An 18,362-nucleotide genomic window follows, 5' to 3' on the forward strand; every position below is an offset into this window, starting at 1 on the left:
CTATGCCATGAAAATTTTAAGGATATATTATAGGTTTTTTTCGCCTATAATATATCCTTAAAATTAGAGAAGGTTTAATACATATAAACCTGTTTGGGTAATTTTTGTTCCTTGTTTTTTCACGCCCGAGCAAATTAAATGAAAATCCTTTAAAACATCAAGCTTGGTACGTAATTGGCTTTCAGAAATGGAAATGTTCATCATTGATTTCAATGTTGTACGTCCTATTCCTGAATGATGCTTTTGACTTAAAGATAAACAATGTAATATCTCTCTGTAAATGAATGCCTCGCCGTTGTTTTCCAATAATCTTGCAATTCTTCTTTCATCTTGAACATCTTTAGGCTTATTTGCTTTCATTTCAGCGGGCAAATCATTTAATGCTGGCTCAATCCCGTCTACAATAACCGACAGATAGGTAACAAGCCCTTCCAGCTCCCTTACATTGCCAGGCCAATTATAGGCAGTCAGCGCTGACATAACATCCTCAGGAAAGCGCATTTGACTATTTTTTTCATTTAAAAAATAATCGATTAAGGCAGGAATATCCTCTGTGCGCTCCCGCAAAGGCGGTATAGTTAGAGGCAACTGATTTAAACGGTAAAACAAGTCCTCGCGAAATGTTCCTTCTTTCATCATTGAATCCAGATTTTTATTCGTTGCAGCAACGACTCGCACATTGATTGGGACGACCTTATTCCCACCAACACGCATGATATTGTTTTCTTGTAACACTCTTAAAATGGCAGCTTGAATGTTTAACGGAGCATCACCAATCTCATCAAGAAAGATGGTACCATTCTGTGCTAACTCAAAAAGACCCGCTTTGCCGCCCCTTGACGCACCGGTAAACGCCCCTTCTTCATATCCAAATAATTCACTTTCGGCAATCGATTGGGAAATCCCCGCAAAGTTAACTGCGACAAAGGGGCCGTTCGATCTCGAAGAATAGTCATGAATGGCCTGTGCGAAGATTTCTTTTCCTGTCCCGCTCTCACCTGTAATCAATACGGTATACTCACTTCGGGCCAGTTTTTTTGCTATTTCCTTTGTTTTGACCATCAAATTGCTGACCCCGACACTATCAGCAAACGTGTATTTTGTGGTTAAACCGGACTTTTTCTTGTTTTTCTGTATTTCCATTTCCATTCGTTCAACATGTGTGACATCCTGGAAGGTAACAACCACACCCGCAAAGTTCCCGGCCATCATTAACGGGATAATCGTTGTCATCAAATTTAAGCCCTGTACTTTGATTATTTCCCTTGGAATTGGTTCATAATTATTCATCACTTTTTCAACTTGAAAATCTCGTAAGACGTGTGTGTAGTGTTTATCGATCACTTTCTGACTCTCGATGCCTAGAATTCCACTCGCCTCTTCATTAAAAAGTGTGATCATTCCCTGCTCATTAATGAAAACAATTCCTTCCTGTGCAGCATTCAATATTGCCTCCAGGTAGGAATTGATATAATGCTTGTTCTGAACGGAAATTGCAAGTTCCCGGCCAATTCGGACAAAGTTTTTCAAATAATCCATCGTTATATGACTTGGCTGATAAAAAGTCTTCCCAAGAACCTTTGAAATCTCAAATAATGTACTTAAATCAAGACCCCTATTCCCCAGATCAAGCACATTGTTCACTTCTTTTGGAACCAAGTCCACTAATCCGTGCGTTATTGCGACATCTATATTTCTTATATCTGGAACAGTTTCCATATCCGGAGAATAAGCCGTGAAGTGTAAATAATCAAGACCCAGGCGCTTTAGCATTGTCACGGACTGTTCGGCAATTTTCTCATCATTACTGACAAGCAAGCATCTGGTGCTTTTGGGCAACTCAAACAGCTTTTCAAGTTTTTTGGAATCAATTGACCGATTCGCAACCAGTAATGGTGCTTTCACTTTGTCTGAATTCACAAGGTCATGATAAAGATTGTCTGATCCTGACGAAAGAATCAAGTCTGCCTCTTCCAGATTTATCGGTGGAAACAGATTACTTCTCAATTGTATACCATCACCGAATATTTCTCTGATATTATCACGAAAGGTGTAATAAAGCCCTGCTTTTTTTGTCAGAATAAGAATAACGGGACTGCTCATGTTTGTTCACTCCAAGTTAGGTAGGTGGATTTTTTACTGTGATAGGGTTCCTTCTCTTTTGTGACTGGAAAAAGCCCCGAACATATCATTACGTATGTACAATGATTTGTTCCATTTCAATACCCAAATCCTGATCATTATAAGTTGGGTCTGCCAAAGCTATTGACATTGGAACAACCTCAAGTGCCGGGACTGTGAAACTTCCAACCATATCCCCCAGTAGTTCCCTGCCCGTAACGATCTTCACCTGCTCACCGAGTTGAATTTGATAGCGATACTCCAAATTAGCAGTACCCTGAAATTGAATGGACACTTCCCGTTCGTATGCAGCTGCTAAAAAGGTTGTTAGTTTAACCGTTGTTAACTGCATGCTCGTATAATTGCCTTCATCATAATAGCCATGGGCAAAAGACACATACTCAGGTGAAATGGTCCATTTTCCTTCCCGGGGTACAACCACATTATCTGGAATAATGCGGACCTCTTCACTAAGTTTTACTTTGAGAACAGGCACAAAAGACTCGTTAAATTGTTTTGGCACGTATATCGTTAAAACATAGGAATTTTGCTCCCACCTCAATTCCTGGTTTGAATTATCCTCTGTTATTTCCAATACAGGGGATGCCAGCCCAGGAAGCGTAATGGTATCTCCCACGGAGCTGCCGGTCAAATAGAGATATAATTCATCCTGACCAGCCATTATCTGCCCCCAGCGCTGAACAGGAATGTTGACAGACTGATTTCCATGAACAATGCCTGGATGCCGCCTTAGCCATGCACCAATTTCCCGAAGCATATCTGCCTCATATTCCACGACAGACCCATCCCCGCGAGGACCAATATTAAGCAGATAGTTACCACCTTTAGCACGCACTTTAATAAGATTATGAATAAGCGTGTCCAATTTAATTGAAAAGTCATCCCGCTGCTGCCAGCTGCGATACCCCCATGTTGCATGATTAATAGAAGCAGGAGCCTGCCAAACCGTATCAATGTCTTCTGTCGGAATTTCATTATCGCTCAGTGTACGGAAATCCCCCGCATTATTCCAAATTCTGCTATTGATCATTGCTTCCGGCTGATAGTCATGAACTAGCGAGACGATAGCGTTACTTTGATCCAATGTCGGCGCTCCCATATCAAACCATAGTTCAGCAATGGGACCGTAATTCGATAATAATTCCTTTAACTGTTCCTTGATAATAACCTCGAGCGATTCTGGAATAGAATTACCATTATCTTTATCAAATTCATGCCCTTGATTCCAATCCACCAGGGAAAAATAAAGACCCAATTTCAAACCATGTTTTTGACATTCATCGGCTAACAAATACAACGCATCTTGACCGAATGGAGTTGCTTCTACAATGTTATAGCTTGTTGTCTTAGTAGCAAACATGCAAAAACCATCATGATGTTTTGTAGTAAAAACAATATACTTCATGCCTGCATCCTTTGCTAGCTGACAAATAGCTTTAGGATCAAACTTTTCCGCGGAAAATTGTTCTGCCACACGTAAATAATCCTCCCTGGAAATACCTTGCCACATTTGTATTTGCTCACTGTAGCCCTCTTTCACCGGCTGATTATCCCATACACCGCCAAGCTTCGAATAAATTCCCCAATGAATAAATAATCCATACGCAAGCTTCTGCCAGTTCGTAACATGACTATCTGATTTCCATCCATTTTTACCAAGAATACCAATTAAATTTTTGTTGCTTATCTCACTCAACATGGTGTTACACCTCGATTATTTTTAAAATCACCTTATCGTTACTACAATCAATTCTTCTCACTAATGCTAAAACGTTTCTATTCCTCTATCCGATAATCCAGCTCATCATACGGGAACATCGGACGCATAATTCTTTTGTAAGAGCGGACTTGTTCCATTTCCTGATCGGTTGGCCCTTTCGTCAATGACATAATACAAAACGGTGAAATAGCTTTAAAGTCAGGTGAAATATACCCTTGTTTAACAACAAAAAGATCATAATCATTAACATGCAGATTAGAATCTTGGAATTGGTGTAAATCGGTATAACTCAGTGGTTCTCCCTCGACCACCAGACTGATCGGTTTTTCGTCAATTTTTACGGTGATCGCTTCTGCCATATGCGAATTAATTTCAAAGCGATTATTCACCATACCTCTGGCAACAATTTCTCCTGTCAGATGAATGGGTCTGTTTAATTCATCCAGCCCCATACCAAAATCTAAATCAACCCGGTCGCCTACCTTCTTATCATAGAGTTGATTATAGCTATGTTTATCCACGATACCTGCAACCAGAATGTTTTTATCATGGTAATCATCTTGTTCCATTAACTGTCTTAAAATATAGTTGCTGTAGCCATCACCGCCAGCACCGCAATTATCACCTGAGTCGGTTAGAAAAACAGGACTGCCATCATATCGAAGCGCACGATCTAAAGCCTCATTGGGATAATCGACAATCCCATGATAATGAAATTGGAATCGTCGAGCCAATATAAAATCATATAGTTTGTCAGCCATTTCATTCGCATATGCAGCATATTTGTCATCATTCGGTACGACAATTACAGAACAGCCACATTTGTCTCCATCATGTTCCAGATATCCTACATGAAAGGAAGCAGACAATATCCGGGGATCAGATTCAATATCATCCAAATAGTGATTGATTGAGGCAACAGGTTCATCTGTCGAAACGGATCTTTCTCCACCAATCATGATGGGGACCTTGCGATACACTGGTGTCATCTTCCGTCTGTTTTGCAAAAGGTCAGCCAGCATTCCCGCAACCTGCCGGCGTGTCTCGACTGTATCAGTATGCGGGGAATGACGGTACGTTCGGATAATGGTCGCATGATCGGCAAAATCCTGCGACAAATTGCCGTGAGGATCCATACAAATAGCAATCGGCATATATGGTCCCGTAATTTTTCGAATTTCAAACAGAATCTTGTGTTCTGCAGAATCACCTTCCAAATCCAACACTTTGCTTGCACCATGCAAATATAAGTAAATACCATCAATTTCAGCAAGATGTTCTTTCACTTTTGTCAGGAACCGCTGCAGAATAAAATCAAAAGCATCTTTTTTGATAAGCCCGCCCGGATGTCCATTGGCATAAAGGCTTGGTACAACTTCCATACCTTGATCTTCAAAAATATCACGCACATTCATGACGTCGATACATTCTTCACCATGCTTGAATACAAAGTTTTCGTACGCCATATTCTGATAAGACCATTCATTCGATTCTGAATTAAAATGTCCGATAAGCACTTTCATTTCGATTCCTCCCATTCTTTCATACGCTTTATTTTTATATCTGTAAAAAACATTTCCGCAGTTAATACAAATGACATGCTACTCGCGAACCGTCTTTTAGGGTCTGCATTTGAGGCCGTTCTTTTTGGCAAATCTCCATCGCCATTGGACAACGTGTATGAAACTTACAACCACTTGGTGGATCCGCTGCATTGGGAATTTCCCCTTGCAGCACAATTCGCTCCCTTTGCTGCTTTGGATACGCCTGTGGGATAGATGAAAGCAATGCTTTTGTATAAGGATGTTTTGGATCGTTAAAGAGTGTTCGCTTATCTGCAATCTCTACCATATTTCCGAGATACATAACGGTGATCGTATCACTAATATGTTCCACTACACTTAGGTCGTGTGAGATAAACAAATAGGTCAAACCAAATTTTTCTTAACTCCCCCGCGTTATAGTTGTTTATATCATAACCTAATTTTTGTAAAGCCATGGAAACAACTTCTCGCGGTGTTTCCTGTACCGTTTATTTGAAAATCCTTTCATATGTTTGTTTTACAGTAACAGTTGAAGTCCTTGCAACAAGAGAAGTAATCTTTAAAAGCGAAGGGACAGGTTGCTTTTCCCAACTGAGTCCACGACGGAACAGAAAAGTCTGTCCCTCCGTACCAAATGCTGTCTCAAAAGTTAAAAAGATGATACATATTGGGAAGGGTAAAGCAGGTAACAACTATAGAGAAAGTTGATGGTGAATGTGTAATAAAAATTATAATACCGAATAACAAAACTTTTCCATCAAGACTGACTGTAATTCAATAACCCACGCAACTTATAGATACATGGGTTCATTATATTTTTCAATTAATCTAAACATAGTGTATTCCTTCCATTACCGGTAATGGTACCGGAAATAACCCATCAAAATGACCATTCGCTGCACCGTTGTCCACGTTAAATAATAAATTGATAAACCCTAATTGATTCATCAATACCTCTGTTAAATTATTTTGTAGGACAATCTTTTGTTCAGACATAGTATAGGCATTTAATTTCTTTGCAAATTCAGGACTTTTATCATTCAGATATGGTCGTAGTTGATCCAATAACCTATCCGGGCTCACAACATGCACAGTCCCACCATTATAGTCCTTTTGATGGTTATACTCTTTCAATTCCTCCTGCAGTTCTTAACCCTGCCAAGGAACTGTAATCCGAACTGCGTGTTTGCTCAGTATCTTCCGTAATATAGCGTGAACAACCCGCGCTTCCCCTCCTGTTTCAATAACAAGCATTTCCTGATTAGTGCTCGTTACACCTGGAAGCGCCACAATTGCATATCCATCAATCCGACCATTACGATCTCCAACAAACAGTACTTGTTTCTTTTTAAATATACTGGCAAATCCGCCGCTCTCTATCAGCTGAGCCCATTCTTGCAGACTGCTTTCAAAATAAACTGTCTTCTCATTTCTAATGCCATCAAGCTGAAAAACATCTCCAGCTTCACCCCAACGTATAATTCCATCATAACTAACTTCTGAAACGTCTTGTGGCTCTATTTTATATTTGTTAACTGCACCAAAGTAATAACAGTCATTCCTTCGATACAATCCGCGGTCTCCGGAAACGAAGATGAGTGAAGCTCCCATCCTATCACTGTACCGGTATACTTCTTTTAATAATGCACTGGAGATCCCCCGTCGGCGCCAGTCTTCATGTGTGCAAACTGCCCCAATCGAAACCGTTTTTAAAGCTGCATTTCCAATTTTAATTTTTGATGGAACCGCACCCCATAAAGCTTATCAGTTCATTCCCCTCAAAAGCACCAAAAGAAGGGTTCAGGTTTTTTGAAAACACTTGCGGAAAAGCTGTACCCATTGAAATATGCTCCTTATCACGAAATGTTTTATCCGCTAGTGTAATGGCCTGTTCAAATTCATTTGGCTTTAGTTGGCGTAGCTGCATTTTATTTATTCCCCCTCTTGAAATTCCCCCAAAACATTCTTGTTTTTTTGAATTTCTTAAACACCTTTTCGGTAATTATAGGGTTGTATGTGCATATACCTATGTTTTGCTCACTGGATTCGGTTAATTCACCAGATGTAACTTTTCGGTGTGAACATTACTCAGGATAATGTCGAATTCGCCATCATAATCAAACTACGAATCAATCGATAGCTCTCTATTATATCATTACTTGTAAAATTCACCGCCAGTGGTGTTAGTCTCTCCACCACTGGTGAAATTTCGGCAGCATCCGCCAATCCTGTGTTTAAAAATTCCACTTGTACAGTCAGTGGAGTGTCAATTACAAATGGTGACATACTATCCTTTGTAGACAAAGCGGCTGCTGATTTCTCCCTTATAATAGACCGTGCTTTTATTGGGTGAAGATTTTGAGCACTAGTTCGATTTATTGTCTTTTTGACAACCGCTCGTTGAATGTTTGGCACGTATGTAACTGCTTCATTGGCAAGCAGATCGCACCCCGAAACAAATACTACCGGTACACCGTAATAACCCGCAACAAGGGCATTTATACCGAATTCCCCATATTCAACTCCATTGATGAGTATAGACTTAATGGTGCGACCACTAAATGTGTGATTCAAAATACCATTCGCACCCATCCTGGTATGATAACCCACGAAAAAAGCTGCATCAAACGTCTCATCGATCCCTTCCATCATTGCCAGCTTTTTAGGGGAACCAAGTATTAGTTCAGCCTCCGAAAATAAATGATCCTGTAGAATGTTTCGCATTGTTCCATGCGAATCATTAACTACTATTTCCCGAGCCCCTTCCTGCAGTGCACCTTCGATGCATGCATTCACTTCACATGTCATCAATTTCCTTGCCAATTCATGTTCCTTGCCTTCTCTGGCTGTATGTTCCCTATCGACAACGCCTGAAACCCCTTCAATATCTGCAGAAATGAATACCTTCATTAATAATTTCCCCCCCTTTGAAATAAAAGAACGTAACACTGCACAATCTTTAAGGAACAAGCTATATAATTATCAATTTGCATACTCCCTATTTTGCAATTGAAATTCAGCTGTAATCTTTCCAACCGCATTTCCCGCCATGTTCTTAACAGTAGGTTCAGTATACGATTTGAGCTTAGATTTAGTCTCCTCATCTCCAATCTTCAATTCTTCTAATACTTTCATTGCGGCCACACTAGCTGCTCTCCCATTTCCATCCTCTACCTTTATCGCAATACCCAATCCTGAATCAACCAGCCCTATGCATTGGACACCTTCAGCCCCAGCTTTAGCTACGATTCCACCATCAAATGCATTCATTAAATCTGTATCAAAACGATTCGTACCGGCAACCATTTCCGGGTATTCCATCATTGAATTCCTTATAGTTCTAAGAGATTCACTATAGGTTTGGTCTATCATTCTTCCAGGTTGGGATAAACAAGCAAAACCTTTGGCTATTTTTTTTAGTGGCAGTTGATGAACCGGTACACCACAACCATCAACACCAATGCCTATAGCCTTTTTATTAAAATCACAAATAGTTGAAATTACATTTAAAATCCGTTGTTGATGCGGATGATCCAATTCCCTATAGGTACCAGTTTCCTCATTCAAATAAGTACAAGTTGCTAGCATCCCCGTGTGCTTCCCGGAGCAGTTACTATATACTGGTGTTAATTCTTTACCATCGCGAATCAATTTTTTATAGCTTTCAATATCCCTGGGAATATGAGTTCCACATTGTAATGAGTTTTCACCCTCCCCTACTTTTTCCAGCAACGATAAAATTCTGGAACGATGAATCGGCTCTCCATTATGCGAAGAACAAAACAAGGCAATATCTGCCGCATCAAATAAAAAATTTTTAGCTGCTCCTGTCTCTAGGATTGGAACTGCTTGAAATGGCTTCATAGAAGATCTTGCAAATGTTGGACGATTAGGGTCTCCATATGAAAACAGAACTTCCCCATCGCTATTTACCACAGCTACATCAACGTCATGTACACTCTCTAAATAACCTCCACGATAAACATGGATTGGGCTTTGTTGTTCACTCATTTCTATCACCTCAGATATATAATTTTTCTATTCATATAGATGGCATGCCACCAGTTGACCATCTGCCACCTCTCTTAACTCAGGCTTTTCCGTCTTGCATTTTTCCATTGCATATGGACACCTTGTATGGAACCGACATCCATTTGGAGGATTTGCAGGGCTTGGGATATCTCCTTTAAGAATTATGCGATCCCTTTTAACAGTAGGATCAGGAATTGGTATAGATGATAATAAAGCTTGTGTATACGGATGCTTGGGATGGTCATATATAATATCTTTATCAGCTAATTCAACTATTTCTCCCAGATACATAACGCCAAGCCGGTCACTGATATGCTCCATCACACTTAAATCATGTGATATAAATAAGTAGGTCAGTCCAAGATCCTCTTGGAGATCCTGTAAAAGATTAAGTATTTGTGATTGTATTGACACATCCAAAGCGGATACTGGTTCATCCGCAATAATAAGCTTTGGGTTTAATGCAAGTGCCCGTGCTACTCCAATCCGTTGTCTTTGTCCACCACTGAATTCATGAGGATACCGATCCGCATAACTTGTGTTCAACCCTACTATATCCAGTAATTCATTCACCCTTTTTTCAATAGAAACCTTATCATATTTATGGATAATTAATGGTTCAGATATTAATTCTTTTACTTTCATCCTGGGATTTAAAGACGCATATGGATCCTGAAAAACCATTTGAAAGTTTTTCCGAACACTTCTTAATTGTGTATCGTTTAAACCACTTATTTCCTGTCCATCAAAGTATATACTACCGCTTGATGGGGGTAGTAAATTCATTACAACACGTCCTGTGGTTGATTTTCCACATCCGCTTTCACCCACCAAGCCAAAGGTTTCTCCCTCTGCAATGGTAAAAGAAACACCATTAACTGCCTGTATGGCGGCTTTATCTTTGTCCAAAAGCCCCTTTTTAACAGGGAAATGCTTTTTTAGATTTCTAACTTCAACTAAAGGCTTTCCCATGCTCCCCCTCCTTAATCTCCGGTCTTTCCTGATATAACCAACATCGACACGAATGTTCTTCATCGAGCATTTCCAATTCCGGGTCCTTGGAATGACAGATATCCATAACATGAGCACATCGCGGGGCAAACTTACAACCCCTTGGCATATTGCTTGGATCAGGTACATTTCCTGGGATTGAATCCAATCGTTTAGTTCCTTGACGAAGTTTTGGAACTGATTGAATTAGACCTTTTGTATATGGGTGCTTCGGATTTGCAAATAATTCATAAACATCCGCTTCTTCAACCACCTTCCCTGCATACATAACTACAACCCTGGAGCACATTTCAGCTACAACTCCAAGATCATGTGTAATTAACAAAATAGAGGTGTTTTCTTCTTTTTGCAGTTCATTCATAAGCTCAAGTATTTGAGCTTGAATGGTTACATCCAAAGCCGTAGTAGGCTCATCAGCAATTAGGAATTTAGGGGTACATGACATAGCCATTGCAATCATAACCCGTTGCCTCATTCCACCGGAGAGCTGATGTGGGTATTCATAAATCACTTCATTTGCACGCGGAATCCCCACTAGATTAAGCATATTTATGGTATGTTCTCGAGCCTTTTTTTTATTATATTTAAGATGTAGAAGGACGGCTTCTTGAATTTGTTCACCAATCTTTTTAACTGGATTAAGTGAAGTCATGGGTTCCTGAAAAATCATAGCCATATCATTGCCTCTCATCCTTCTCATTTGTTTTTCACTGAAGTTTAATAATTCTTTCCCGTCAAATCTGACGGAACCTTCCATTATTTTTCCGGAAGTATCACGAAGAAGCTGCATGATAGACAGGGAAGTTACACTTTTACCACTTCCTGATTCACCCACAATACCTAGGGTTTCTCCTTTACGAACGTGAAAGTCCACACCATCAACTGCAGCAACCTTTCCCTTATCTCCCAAAAAGTGAGTCTTTAATCCACTGACTTCCAATATGTTTTCATCCATCAGAAACACTCCCCTCTTTTTAATTTTTAATCTTAGGATCCAAAGCATCTCTCAATCCATCGCCAAGTAAATTAAAAGCAAGAACTGTTAGAAAAATTGCTAACCCAGGAAAGAAAGTTATATGTGGATGTGTACTAATATAATCTCTGCCCATGCTCAGCATTGCCCCCCATTCTGGGGTAGGCGGCTTTGCACCTAAACCAAGAAATCCAAGACTTGCAGCAACCAAAATTGCATTTCCTATCCTCATTGTGAAATAAACAATGATGCTTGAAACGGTTTCGGGAAAAATATGTTTCCAAATCATCCTTTTGTTCGTAGCCCCAATAGACCTGGCAGCTTCCACAAAAACCGATCCTTTTGCAGACAAAGTTCCACTCCGCACAATTCTTGCAAATGTAGGCACTGTAAAAATAGCAATTGCAATTACCACGTTCGTAAGCCCAGGTCCCAAAATTGCAATAATTCCGATGGCAAGCAACATTCCCGGAAAAGAAAATAATACATCACAGCCTCGCATGATCAAACTATCTAACCATCTCCCGTAATAACCACTGATCAATCCAAGGATAGATCCAATAGCTGCCCCCAGGAACACAGAACTGATACTGATAAGCAAAGAAATTCTGGATCCTACAATAATTCGGCTGAAAATATCTCTGCCATACGCATCTGTCCCGGCTAGATGAGCAGCAGAAGGTCCTTTAAGGATACTACCATAATCAGGTTCCGCAGGCCCATAAGGCGCAAGATACGGACCAATAATCGCTACGATTAACAACATTACGATAAATAACCCTGAAACCACGGCAGTCTTTTGTTTTCGAAACTTCCTCCAAAAATCTAACCAAAGTGTTGTTTTTCTTTTCTCTACTACATCATTATTGTATTCTGATTGTGCAGTCAATTTTGTTTCAGACATTTTACTTCCCCTCCGGCTAATCAAGATTAATTCTCGGGTTGAGGACACCATATAACAGATCAACAACCAGGTTAATTAACATAAACTCTAAAGCAAATAATAGAAGTTCAGCCTGTATCACCGGATAATCCCTGAACGAAATGGAATCGATAAGCAAGCTTCCTAGTCCCGGCCAACTAAACACGACTTCAACAACGATGGAACCACCTAATAAAAATCCGAATTGAAGACCACTCATTGTAACGATTGGAACCATTGCATTTCTTAAAGCATGTCCCCAGACCACTTTGTTTTCAGATAACCCTTTTGCACGTCCTGTTCTGACAAAATCATCCTTTAATGTGTCCATTAATGAAGAACGTGTAAATCGGGCTATAACAGCAGCCACTGTAGTCCCCAACGTTATAGAAGGAAGTATGTAACTTTGCCATGAGTCATTCCCACCCACTGGCAGCCAACCCAATTGTACCGAGAACAATTGAATGAGAAGTAAACCGAGCCAAAAGGAGGGCATAGATATACCAGATACAGCCCCGAACATTCCTGAGAAATCCTGCCATTTATTTCGATTTGTCGCTGAAACAACTCCGATTAACAGCCCAACAACCAACGACCATGCCATGCTAGAAATGGTCAACCAGAAAGTCGGCATAAACCTTGATGCAATCACCTCAGAGACAGGTCTCCCTGTTTTTAATGAAGTACCAAAATCCCCCTGAAACAAACCTTTCATATACGAAACATATTGTTTCCAAATCGGTTCATTTAGACCAAGTTCTTCGGCTACTAATTGAACCTCCTTAAACGTTGCCTGTTTACCGGCAACAAGTCGGGCAGGATTTCCCGGTATAAAATGTACGAATAGAAAAACGAGGATTGAAATTACAAGTAAAATCGGAATTAGCTCAACAATCCTTTTAGAAATATATCGAAATAACAAATGATCCCCTCCCTTTTTAAGAAGTTGGGGGCTTAAAAACTCAACAGCCCCCCAAAAATCAGTTTATTTAACAATTTTTGCATCATGAGTACTTAAAGACCCATCAGGTAACAAATAAACACCTTCTAAATAATTTTTCTTACCGCTAATCGTATAATCAACCGTCAGGAAAGCCCATGGCGCATCATTCCAAATTAATTTTTGTATTTCTGCGTAAAGCTTTTCCCTTTCGTCGGGCTTAGCTGTAAGAAGGGCATCATTAATCAATTTAGTTACTTTGTCATTTGAATAATAAGCTGTATTATATGATTTTGGCGGGAATGCTTCTTTGCCACCTAATAGAGGACGAATTCCCCAATCCGCATCACCAGTAGATGGTGACCAACCACCATAATACATTTCAAGTTCGGTTTCCTTTGGCTTTGTGGACCAAATCTTTTCCGACATTGTTCCGGTTTCCATAGGAACGATTTCAACATCAACACCTATTTTTGCTAACTGTTGTTGAATAAATTGCATCCCTTTCATAGATGTGGAATTGTTTCCTCCCCACAAAGTAGTTTTAAAACCATCTGGATATCCAGCTTCTTTTAATAGTTGCTTAGCTTTTTCAAGATTGTACTCATATACTTTTTGTTGCGAATAAAATGATGTCTTAGGAGCAATTACAGAATCCAGTGGTTTCCCGAAACCTCTTTTAACTACTTTAATGAATGCTTCTTTGTCAATACCATAGTTTATTGCTTTACGTACCTTTACATTGTTAAATGGTTCTTTCATACTGTTCATAGCCATATATCGTACAACTATAGAAGGCTCAGCCTTTACCTCAATTCCATTCTTACCATCAATTTGCTTGGCTTGTTCTGGCGGAACAGGGAAAATAAAGTCTGCTTCACCTGTTTTTAGCTTTGCAACCCTTGATCCATTTTCAGGGGTAGGTTCGAATGTTAGTTTATCAATTTTCGGATAACCATCCTGCCAATATTGATCATACTTTACAACCGTTAAATGATCCCCGGGAACCCATTCTTTAAATTTATATGGACCCGTACCAACTGGATTTCTAGACACTTCTTTTCCATACTTTTCAAGGGCTTTCGGGCTAATAATTCTGCCCGCTGGATGAGCCAGGTTATTTATGAATGCTCCGAAAGGTTTTTTTAGTTTTACTTTCACAGTATATTCATCAACAACTTCTGTACTTTTCACCATCGCGAACAAACTGTGACGTTTTAAATTATTGTCCGGATTGGCTAGACGGTCAATATTAACCTTTACTGCTTTAGCGTTAAATGAGGCACCATCATGGAATGTAATCCCCTTTTTCAATTGGAAGGTGTACACTAGCCCATTATCACTAATTTTATAATCCTTTGCTAAAACAGGGACAACTTCCATCCCTTTACTGAATCCGAATAAACCTTGAAACATGGTTCTTTGCACCGAACCAGACAATGTGTCATTTGTATCGTGCGGATCCATGCTAATAAGATTCGCGTCCACAGCAATAGTCAAATCGTTGCCTTCTTTTGTAGCAGTCCCTTGAGTCGAGTCTTTACCTTTTGTTTCAGAGCTGTTTGAACAACCACTGAACAATACAAGCAAGATAATCAGGCTTGCTGCAAAGATAAAAACTTTTCTTCTGTTAAACATCAAACTCCTCCTTATAAATTGGTTAATTCTACTTCTACTTATTTCTTAGCAAATTTCATGCCAATCAATAGAAGTGTAACAATTCCGCAACAATTCAATAAATTATGATTACAGCCATCAACATTTGGTGAACCATTTATCAATTAATAACAAAAATTGGATAACCATATAAACAAAAAAACAGAAACATTGCTAAATGCCCCTGTTTTCTTTAACCTTTGTTAATTTTTCAACCTTTGTTATTTAGATGTTCTAATAGACCACTCCCTTTACTCGTAATCTCACTTCCTCTGCGGCCACGGGAAACATTAATCAAGCCCTTATTCCGCAACAACTTTTGCCTGTACCTGATCTGCTGGTCAGATAGATTGTATCCACTATTTTTAAGAAAATTCAACATCCGATGTCTACCTGATGAAGATACAGTATTTTTTGAGAGAAACTCTAATATTGCAATTACTTCATCTGCAAATCCTCGTTCGTGAAAGAATTGTATCAAATTATTATAATCCTTATCTTTTTGTTCTTTCATATTTAGAAAACGGGAGTTTTCCAAGAAAGGCAATTGTTCCTCTTGTACAGTATCATCACAAATATGAGCAAGATATTCTATGGTGTTTTGCAATTCTCGTATATTTCCTGGCCAATGATAACCCTTTAGTGCTTCAAAAGCATTTTGTGAGAATGTAAATGATGAACGCCCAAGTTTCTTTGAAGACTTTTTAATGAATAACTCACTCAACCATCCAATATCACCAATTCTTTCTCTTAATGGAGGAAGGCGAATCGGTAAAACATTCAAACGATAAAATAAGTCCTTTCGGAAATCACCGGTCCTTATTAATTTTTCCAGGTCTTGGTTAGTAGCGGCTATGACTCTTAAATCAAGAGAAATCATCTGCTCACCACCTACTCGTAAAATCTGTTTTTCCTGCAGGACTCTTAATAGCCTATTTTGAATTGTTGACGAAGCGTCACCAATTTCATCCAAAAAGATAGTTCCTTTATGGGCTTGTTCAAATAATCCGCTACGCCCATCTTTTTTTGCACCTGTAAATGAACCCCCTTCATAACCAAACAACTCACTTTCAAGCAAGCTTTCAGATAATGAGGCAAAGTTTACTCCGACAAAAGGGTGATATGACCTAAGGGATTCATTATGAATTGCCTGCGCCAATATTTCCTTCCCTGTCCCAGTTTCCCCCAAAATCAAAATGGTTGAATCACTTTTCGCTAACTTTTTCGCAATTCTTACAGATTCAATAATGGTTTGATTTTTGGAAACCATATCCTCGAATGTATATTGAGCAATAAAGTTTTTACCTTTGATTTTATTTCTGTAATTGTATTCAATTTGCCGTATTTCATTGGTCCTACGAAACATCAATAATGTTCCAAAAATTTCATTGTCTACATATATATCTTTTTTACGAATATAGTAGGCGATTCCATTTATGTCCTTAAAGGTATCGTTATCATTTTTAATCGATTGAATCTCCTGTAAAAACGTAGAAGGTATAACAGCTTGAATTTTTTTACCTATCATATTCCGATCTTGCCGATTTAAAAGATGCATAGCTTTTTGATTTATCATACTAATAATCCCATCTTTGGAAAAAAGAAGAATTGCATCATCTATATGGTTTACAATTTGCTCTAAACTGTTTCTCAATGACTTTGCAGTGAAAATTTCCTGACTAAATTCCTCGGTTAAATGAACCAATGATTGAATATAGCGCGCGGATAAACGATTTAATTCAAAATCCGAAACCTTAAAGTGATTAAAGATCTCAATTATCGTGGAAATATCTATAAACCTTGAGCCAATGTTTATAATTTTTTCAATCGAAGAAGGAACAAGATGGGCATCCCCCGGTGTCACAGCAATTTTAATGTCTGAGTCAAATCTTGCTCCAGGATAATAAGATTGGAAATTTAAAAGAATACCAGTTTCTTCAATAACTGAAATTGTTTCCTCTGCTGCCTCCTTCATATTACTTACAAGTAGAACCTTTTCACCTTTAGGTATTTCCAGCATTTCTCTTATGTTCGCAAAGTTAATCATTCTCTTGGCAAGAATATACGAGGTATCTTTCGGAAAGTAAGGTTTAACCATTGGCAATAATATTTTACTGGATAATAGGACAATGGTGTCTTTCGTTATCATAGAGTGGAATAACTCATCAACAGTACGTGCCTGTATCTCGAAGTATTCATCTATCTTAATTTCCTGTAATTGCTCAATAATGGTTTTCAAAGTATGCTTTTGATATGAGACGACCATAATAGATCCATAAGTGCTCATAAAGTTACCTCCAATCTTCCCATTAATTACAAATACTTTCATTTATCATTAACATCCATAGCATTGATTAGAAGTTTAAATAAAGCAAGAAAATTCCTCAGAGATAGGTGTGTTAAAATAACTTTCTCAGATTATCTACTGTCTGCAATTTTTGGGGTACTAACCAATCAGGATGAACGAATGCATCATCAAAAGACAATAAAAGATTTTCTATTTCAATCAAAAATGACTGGTCCCATCTTAGCTGGTGAATAAATTTCTCCCGCGTTCCTTTAAAACCAACAAGTTCGATTAGTTTATTTAACATTTCAGCCTGCCATATCGACTGTATTGGGGAAATTCCGCTAATATCCTTAAATCGAAACCATTTATGGTCAATAGATAGGGCGTGCGGGAAATAGTAGGCGTATACCTTCTCAAACCTTTCTTCTGTTTTAAGTGAAAGCTTTTGGCCATCATGTACACGGAGTTCATATCGTCCCTCAGTGCTATTCATATGCTCTAATTGTTCAGGATCAACGAATGTAAGCCATATTTCAGTTTGGGTCCCCTCAACAGGCGCGATTATTGCAGGTAATGATCCATACGGGGCAAGAAAGGATCCATAGACAATATCAGTGTCTTGAATGCTACCACGCAAACAAATAACAAAATCACTTATTTCCTTATTCAGACTGAATTTATATTTCAACTGGGCCAAGCAAACATTTGAACCATAAGCGACCAGTGGGACACGCTTTGAAATAGGAAGGAAATTATGCTCATTTAATAATGACCGCACTGTTTTTTCAGTGATTGATCCCCCTGCAAACGAGCCTTCCAAAAGTTGCGACTCAGAATATTGAATGACTAGATCTTCAACCGGTACTCCTTTTTCCTCAATTATTTTATGTGCCCTACCTTTAAAATAAATGAAAGAAGAAGATGGTCTTGGTCCTGGATAAATATCAGGATCATCATAAGGACTGAGTTCAATTGGTTTGTGTTCCATATACATCTAACCACTCCTCACTGTATATTGAATACTTTAAAGTGACCAAATTTTATCTAATTTAAAATTATACCTGAATTATTCATACTTCCAAGTTAAAACTTAAATTGGAAGTAAATTCTAATCTTATTCGGTTTTCTTTTC

Annotated in this window: 15 protein-coding genes and 2 pseudogenes; all 17 read right to left on the reverse strand. The window is 38.8% G+C overall.

The genetic code is table 11. From position 1 onward, the window contains the following. Positions 1–63 precede the first annotated feature (63 nt). The 17 genes and pseudogenes from ABD010_RS02895 to ABD010_RS02970 all read right to left on the reverse strand — a co-directional run bounded on the left by ABD010_RS02895 (position 64) and on the right by ABD010_RS02970 (position 18,224). Complete coding sequence (locus ABD010_RS02895; protein WP_343810114.1) at positions 64–2,103, reverse strand: sigma-54 interaction domain-containing protein; 2,040 nt, start codon at positions 2,101–2,103, stop codon at positions 64–66. Positions 2,104–2,191: 88 nt separating this feature from the next. Continuing rightward, complete coding sequence (locus ABD010_RS02900) at positions 2,192–3,841, reverse strand: alpha-L-fucosidase (protein ID WP_343810116.1); 1,650 nt, start codon at positions 3,839–3,841, stop codon at positions 2,192–2,194. A 77-nt stretch (positions 3,842–3,918) separates the two neighbouring features. Then, positions 3,919–5,385, reverse strand: coding sequence for a M81 family metallopeptidase (locus tag ABD010_RS02905; protein ID WP_343810118.1), 1,467 nt, complete (start codon positions 5,383–5,385; stop codon positions 3,919–3,921). Between the two features lie 61 nt (positions 5,386–5,446). Beyond that, positions 5,447–5,806, reverse strand: a pseudogene (locus tag ABD010_RS02910) (oligopeptide/dipeptide ABC transporter ATP-binding protein); the annotation flags it as partial. Between the two features lie 428 nt (positions 5,807–6,234). Beyond that, positions 6,235–6,540, reverse strand: coding sequence for a hypothetical protein (locus ABD010_RS02915; protein ID WP_343810120.1), 306 nt, complete (start codon positions 6,538–6,540; stop codon positions 6,235–6,237). Positions 6,541–6,555: 15 nt separating this feature from the next. After that, positions 6,556–6,978, reverse strand: a complete 423-nt coding sequence (locus ABD010_RS02920) for a hypothetical protein (protein WP_343810122.1) — start codon at positions 6,976–6,978, stop codon at positions 6,556–6,558. Positions 6,979–7,005: 27 nt separating this feature from the next. Beyond that, a pseudogene (locus ABD010_RS18295) lies at positions 7,006–7,140 on the reverse strand (GNAT family N-acetyltransferase); the annotation flags it as partial. Then, on the reverse strand, positions 7,136–7,333 hold the full coding sequence (locus ABD010_RS02925; protein ID WP_343810123.1) for a hypothetical protein: 198 nt from the start codon (positions 7,331–7,333) through the stop codon (positions 7,136–7,138). The pseudogene ABD010_RS18295 and the gene ABD010_RS02925, both read right to left, overlap by 5 nt. Positions 7,334–7,494: 161 nt before the next feature. Next, a complete protein-coding gene (locus tag ABD010_RS02930) occupies positions 7,495–8,316 on the reverse strand; it encodes a M55 family metallopeptidase (protein ID WP_343810125.1) in 822 nt (273 codons plus the stop codon). A 72-nt stretch (positions 8,317–8,388) separates the two neighbouring features. Then, positions 8,389–9,417: an asparaginase gene (locus ABD010_RS02935; RefSeq protein WP_343810127.1), complete on the reverse strand. Its 1,029-nt coding sequence runs from the start codon at positions 9,415–9,417 to the stop codon at positions 8,389–8,391. A gap of 27 nt (positions 9,418–9,444) precedes the next feature. After that, positions 9,445–10,410, reverse strand: a complete 966-nt coding sequence (locus ABD010_RS02940; RefSeq protein WP_343810181.1) for an ABC transporter ATP-binding protein — start codon at positions 10,408–10,410, stop codon at positions 9,445–9,447. Further along, the gene (locus tag ABD010_RS02945; protein WP_343810129.1) at positions 10,391–11,404 is read right to left on the reverse strand and encodes an ABC transporter ATP-binding protein; all 1,014 of its coding nucleotides are present in this window, start codon (positions 11,402–11,404) and stop codon (positions 10,391–10,393) included. The genes ABD010_RS02940 and ABD010_RS02945 overlap by 20 nt, the downstream gene beginning before the upstream one ends. Before the next feature lie 19 nt (positions 11,405–11,423). After that, a complete protein-coding gene (locus ABD010_RS02950; RefSeq protein ID WP_343810131.1) occupies positions 11,424–12,326 on the reverse strand; it encodes an ABC transporter permease subunit in 903 nt (300 codons plus the stop codon). Between the two features lie 16 nt (positions 12,327–12,342). Next, a complete protein-coding gene (gene nikB, locus ABD010_RS02955; RefSeq protein WP_343810133.1) occupies positions 12,343–13,266 on the reverse strand; it encodes a nickel ABC transporter permease in 924 nt (307 codons plus the stop codon). Positions 13,267–13,329: 63 nt separating this feature from the next. Next, complete coding sequence (locus tag ABD010_RS02960) at positions 13,330–14,922, reverse strand: glutathione ABC transporter substrate-binding protein (RefSeq protein ID WP_343810135.1); 1,593 nt, start codon at positions 14,920–14,922, stop codon at positions 13,330–13,332. 229 nt (positions 14,923–15,151) lie between these two features. Further along, positions 15,152–17,269, reverse strand: a complete 2,118-nt coding sequence (locus ABD010_RS02965) for a sigma 54-interacting transcriptional regulator (protein ID WP_343810137.1) — start codon at positions 17,267–17,269, stop codon at positions 15,152–15,154. Between the two features lie 70 nt (positions 17,270–17,339). Further along, positions 17,340–18,224 carry a hypothetical protein gene (locus ABD010_RS02970; protein ID WP_343810139.1) on the reverse strand — a complete coding sequence of 295 codons (885 nt, stop codon included), beginning with the start codon at positions 18,222–18,224 and terminating at the stop codon, positions 17,340–17,342. Positions 18,225–18,362 lie beyond the last annotated feature (138 nt).

It is taken from the genome of Virgibacillus siamensis, from assembly GCF_039522605.1.
Classification (GTDB): Bacteria; Bacillota; Bacilli; order Bacillales; family Amphibacillaceae; genus Lentibacillus; species Lentibacillus siamensis.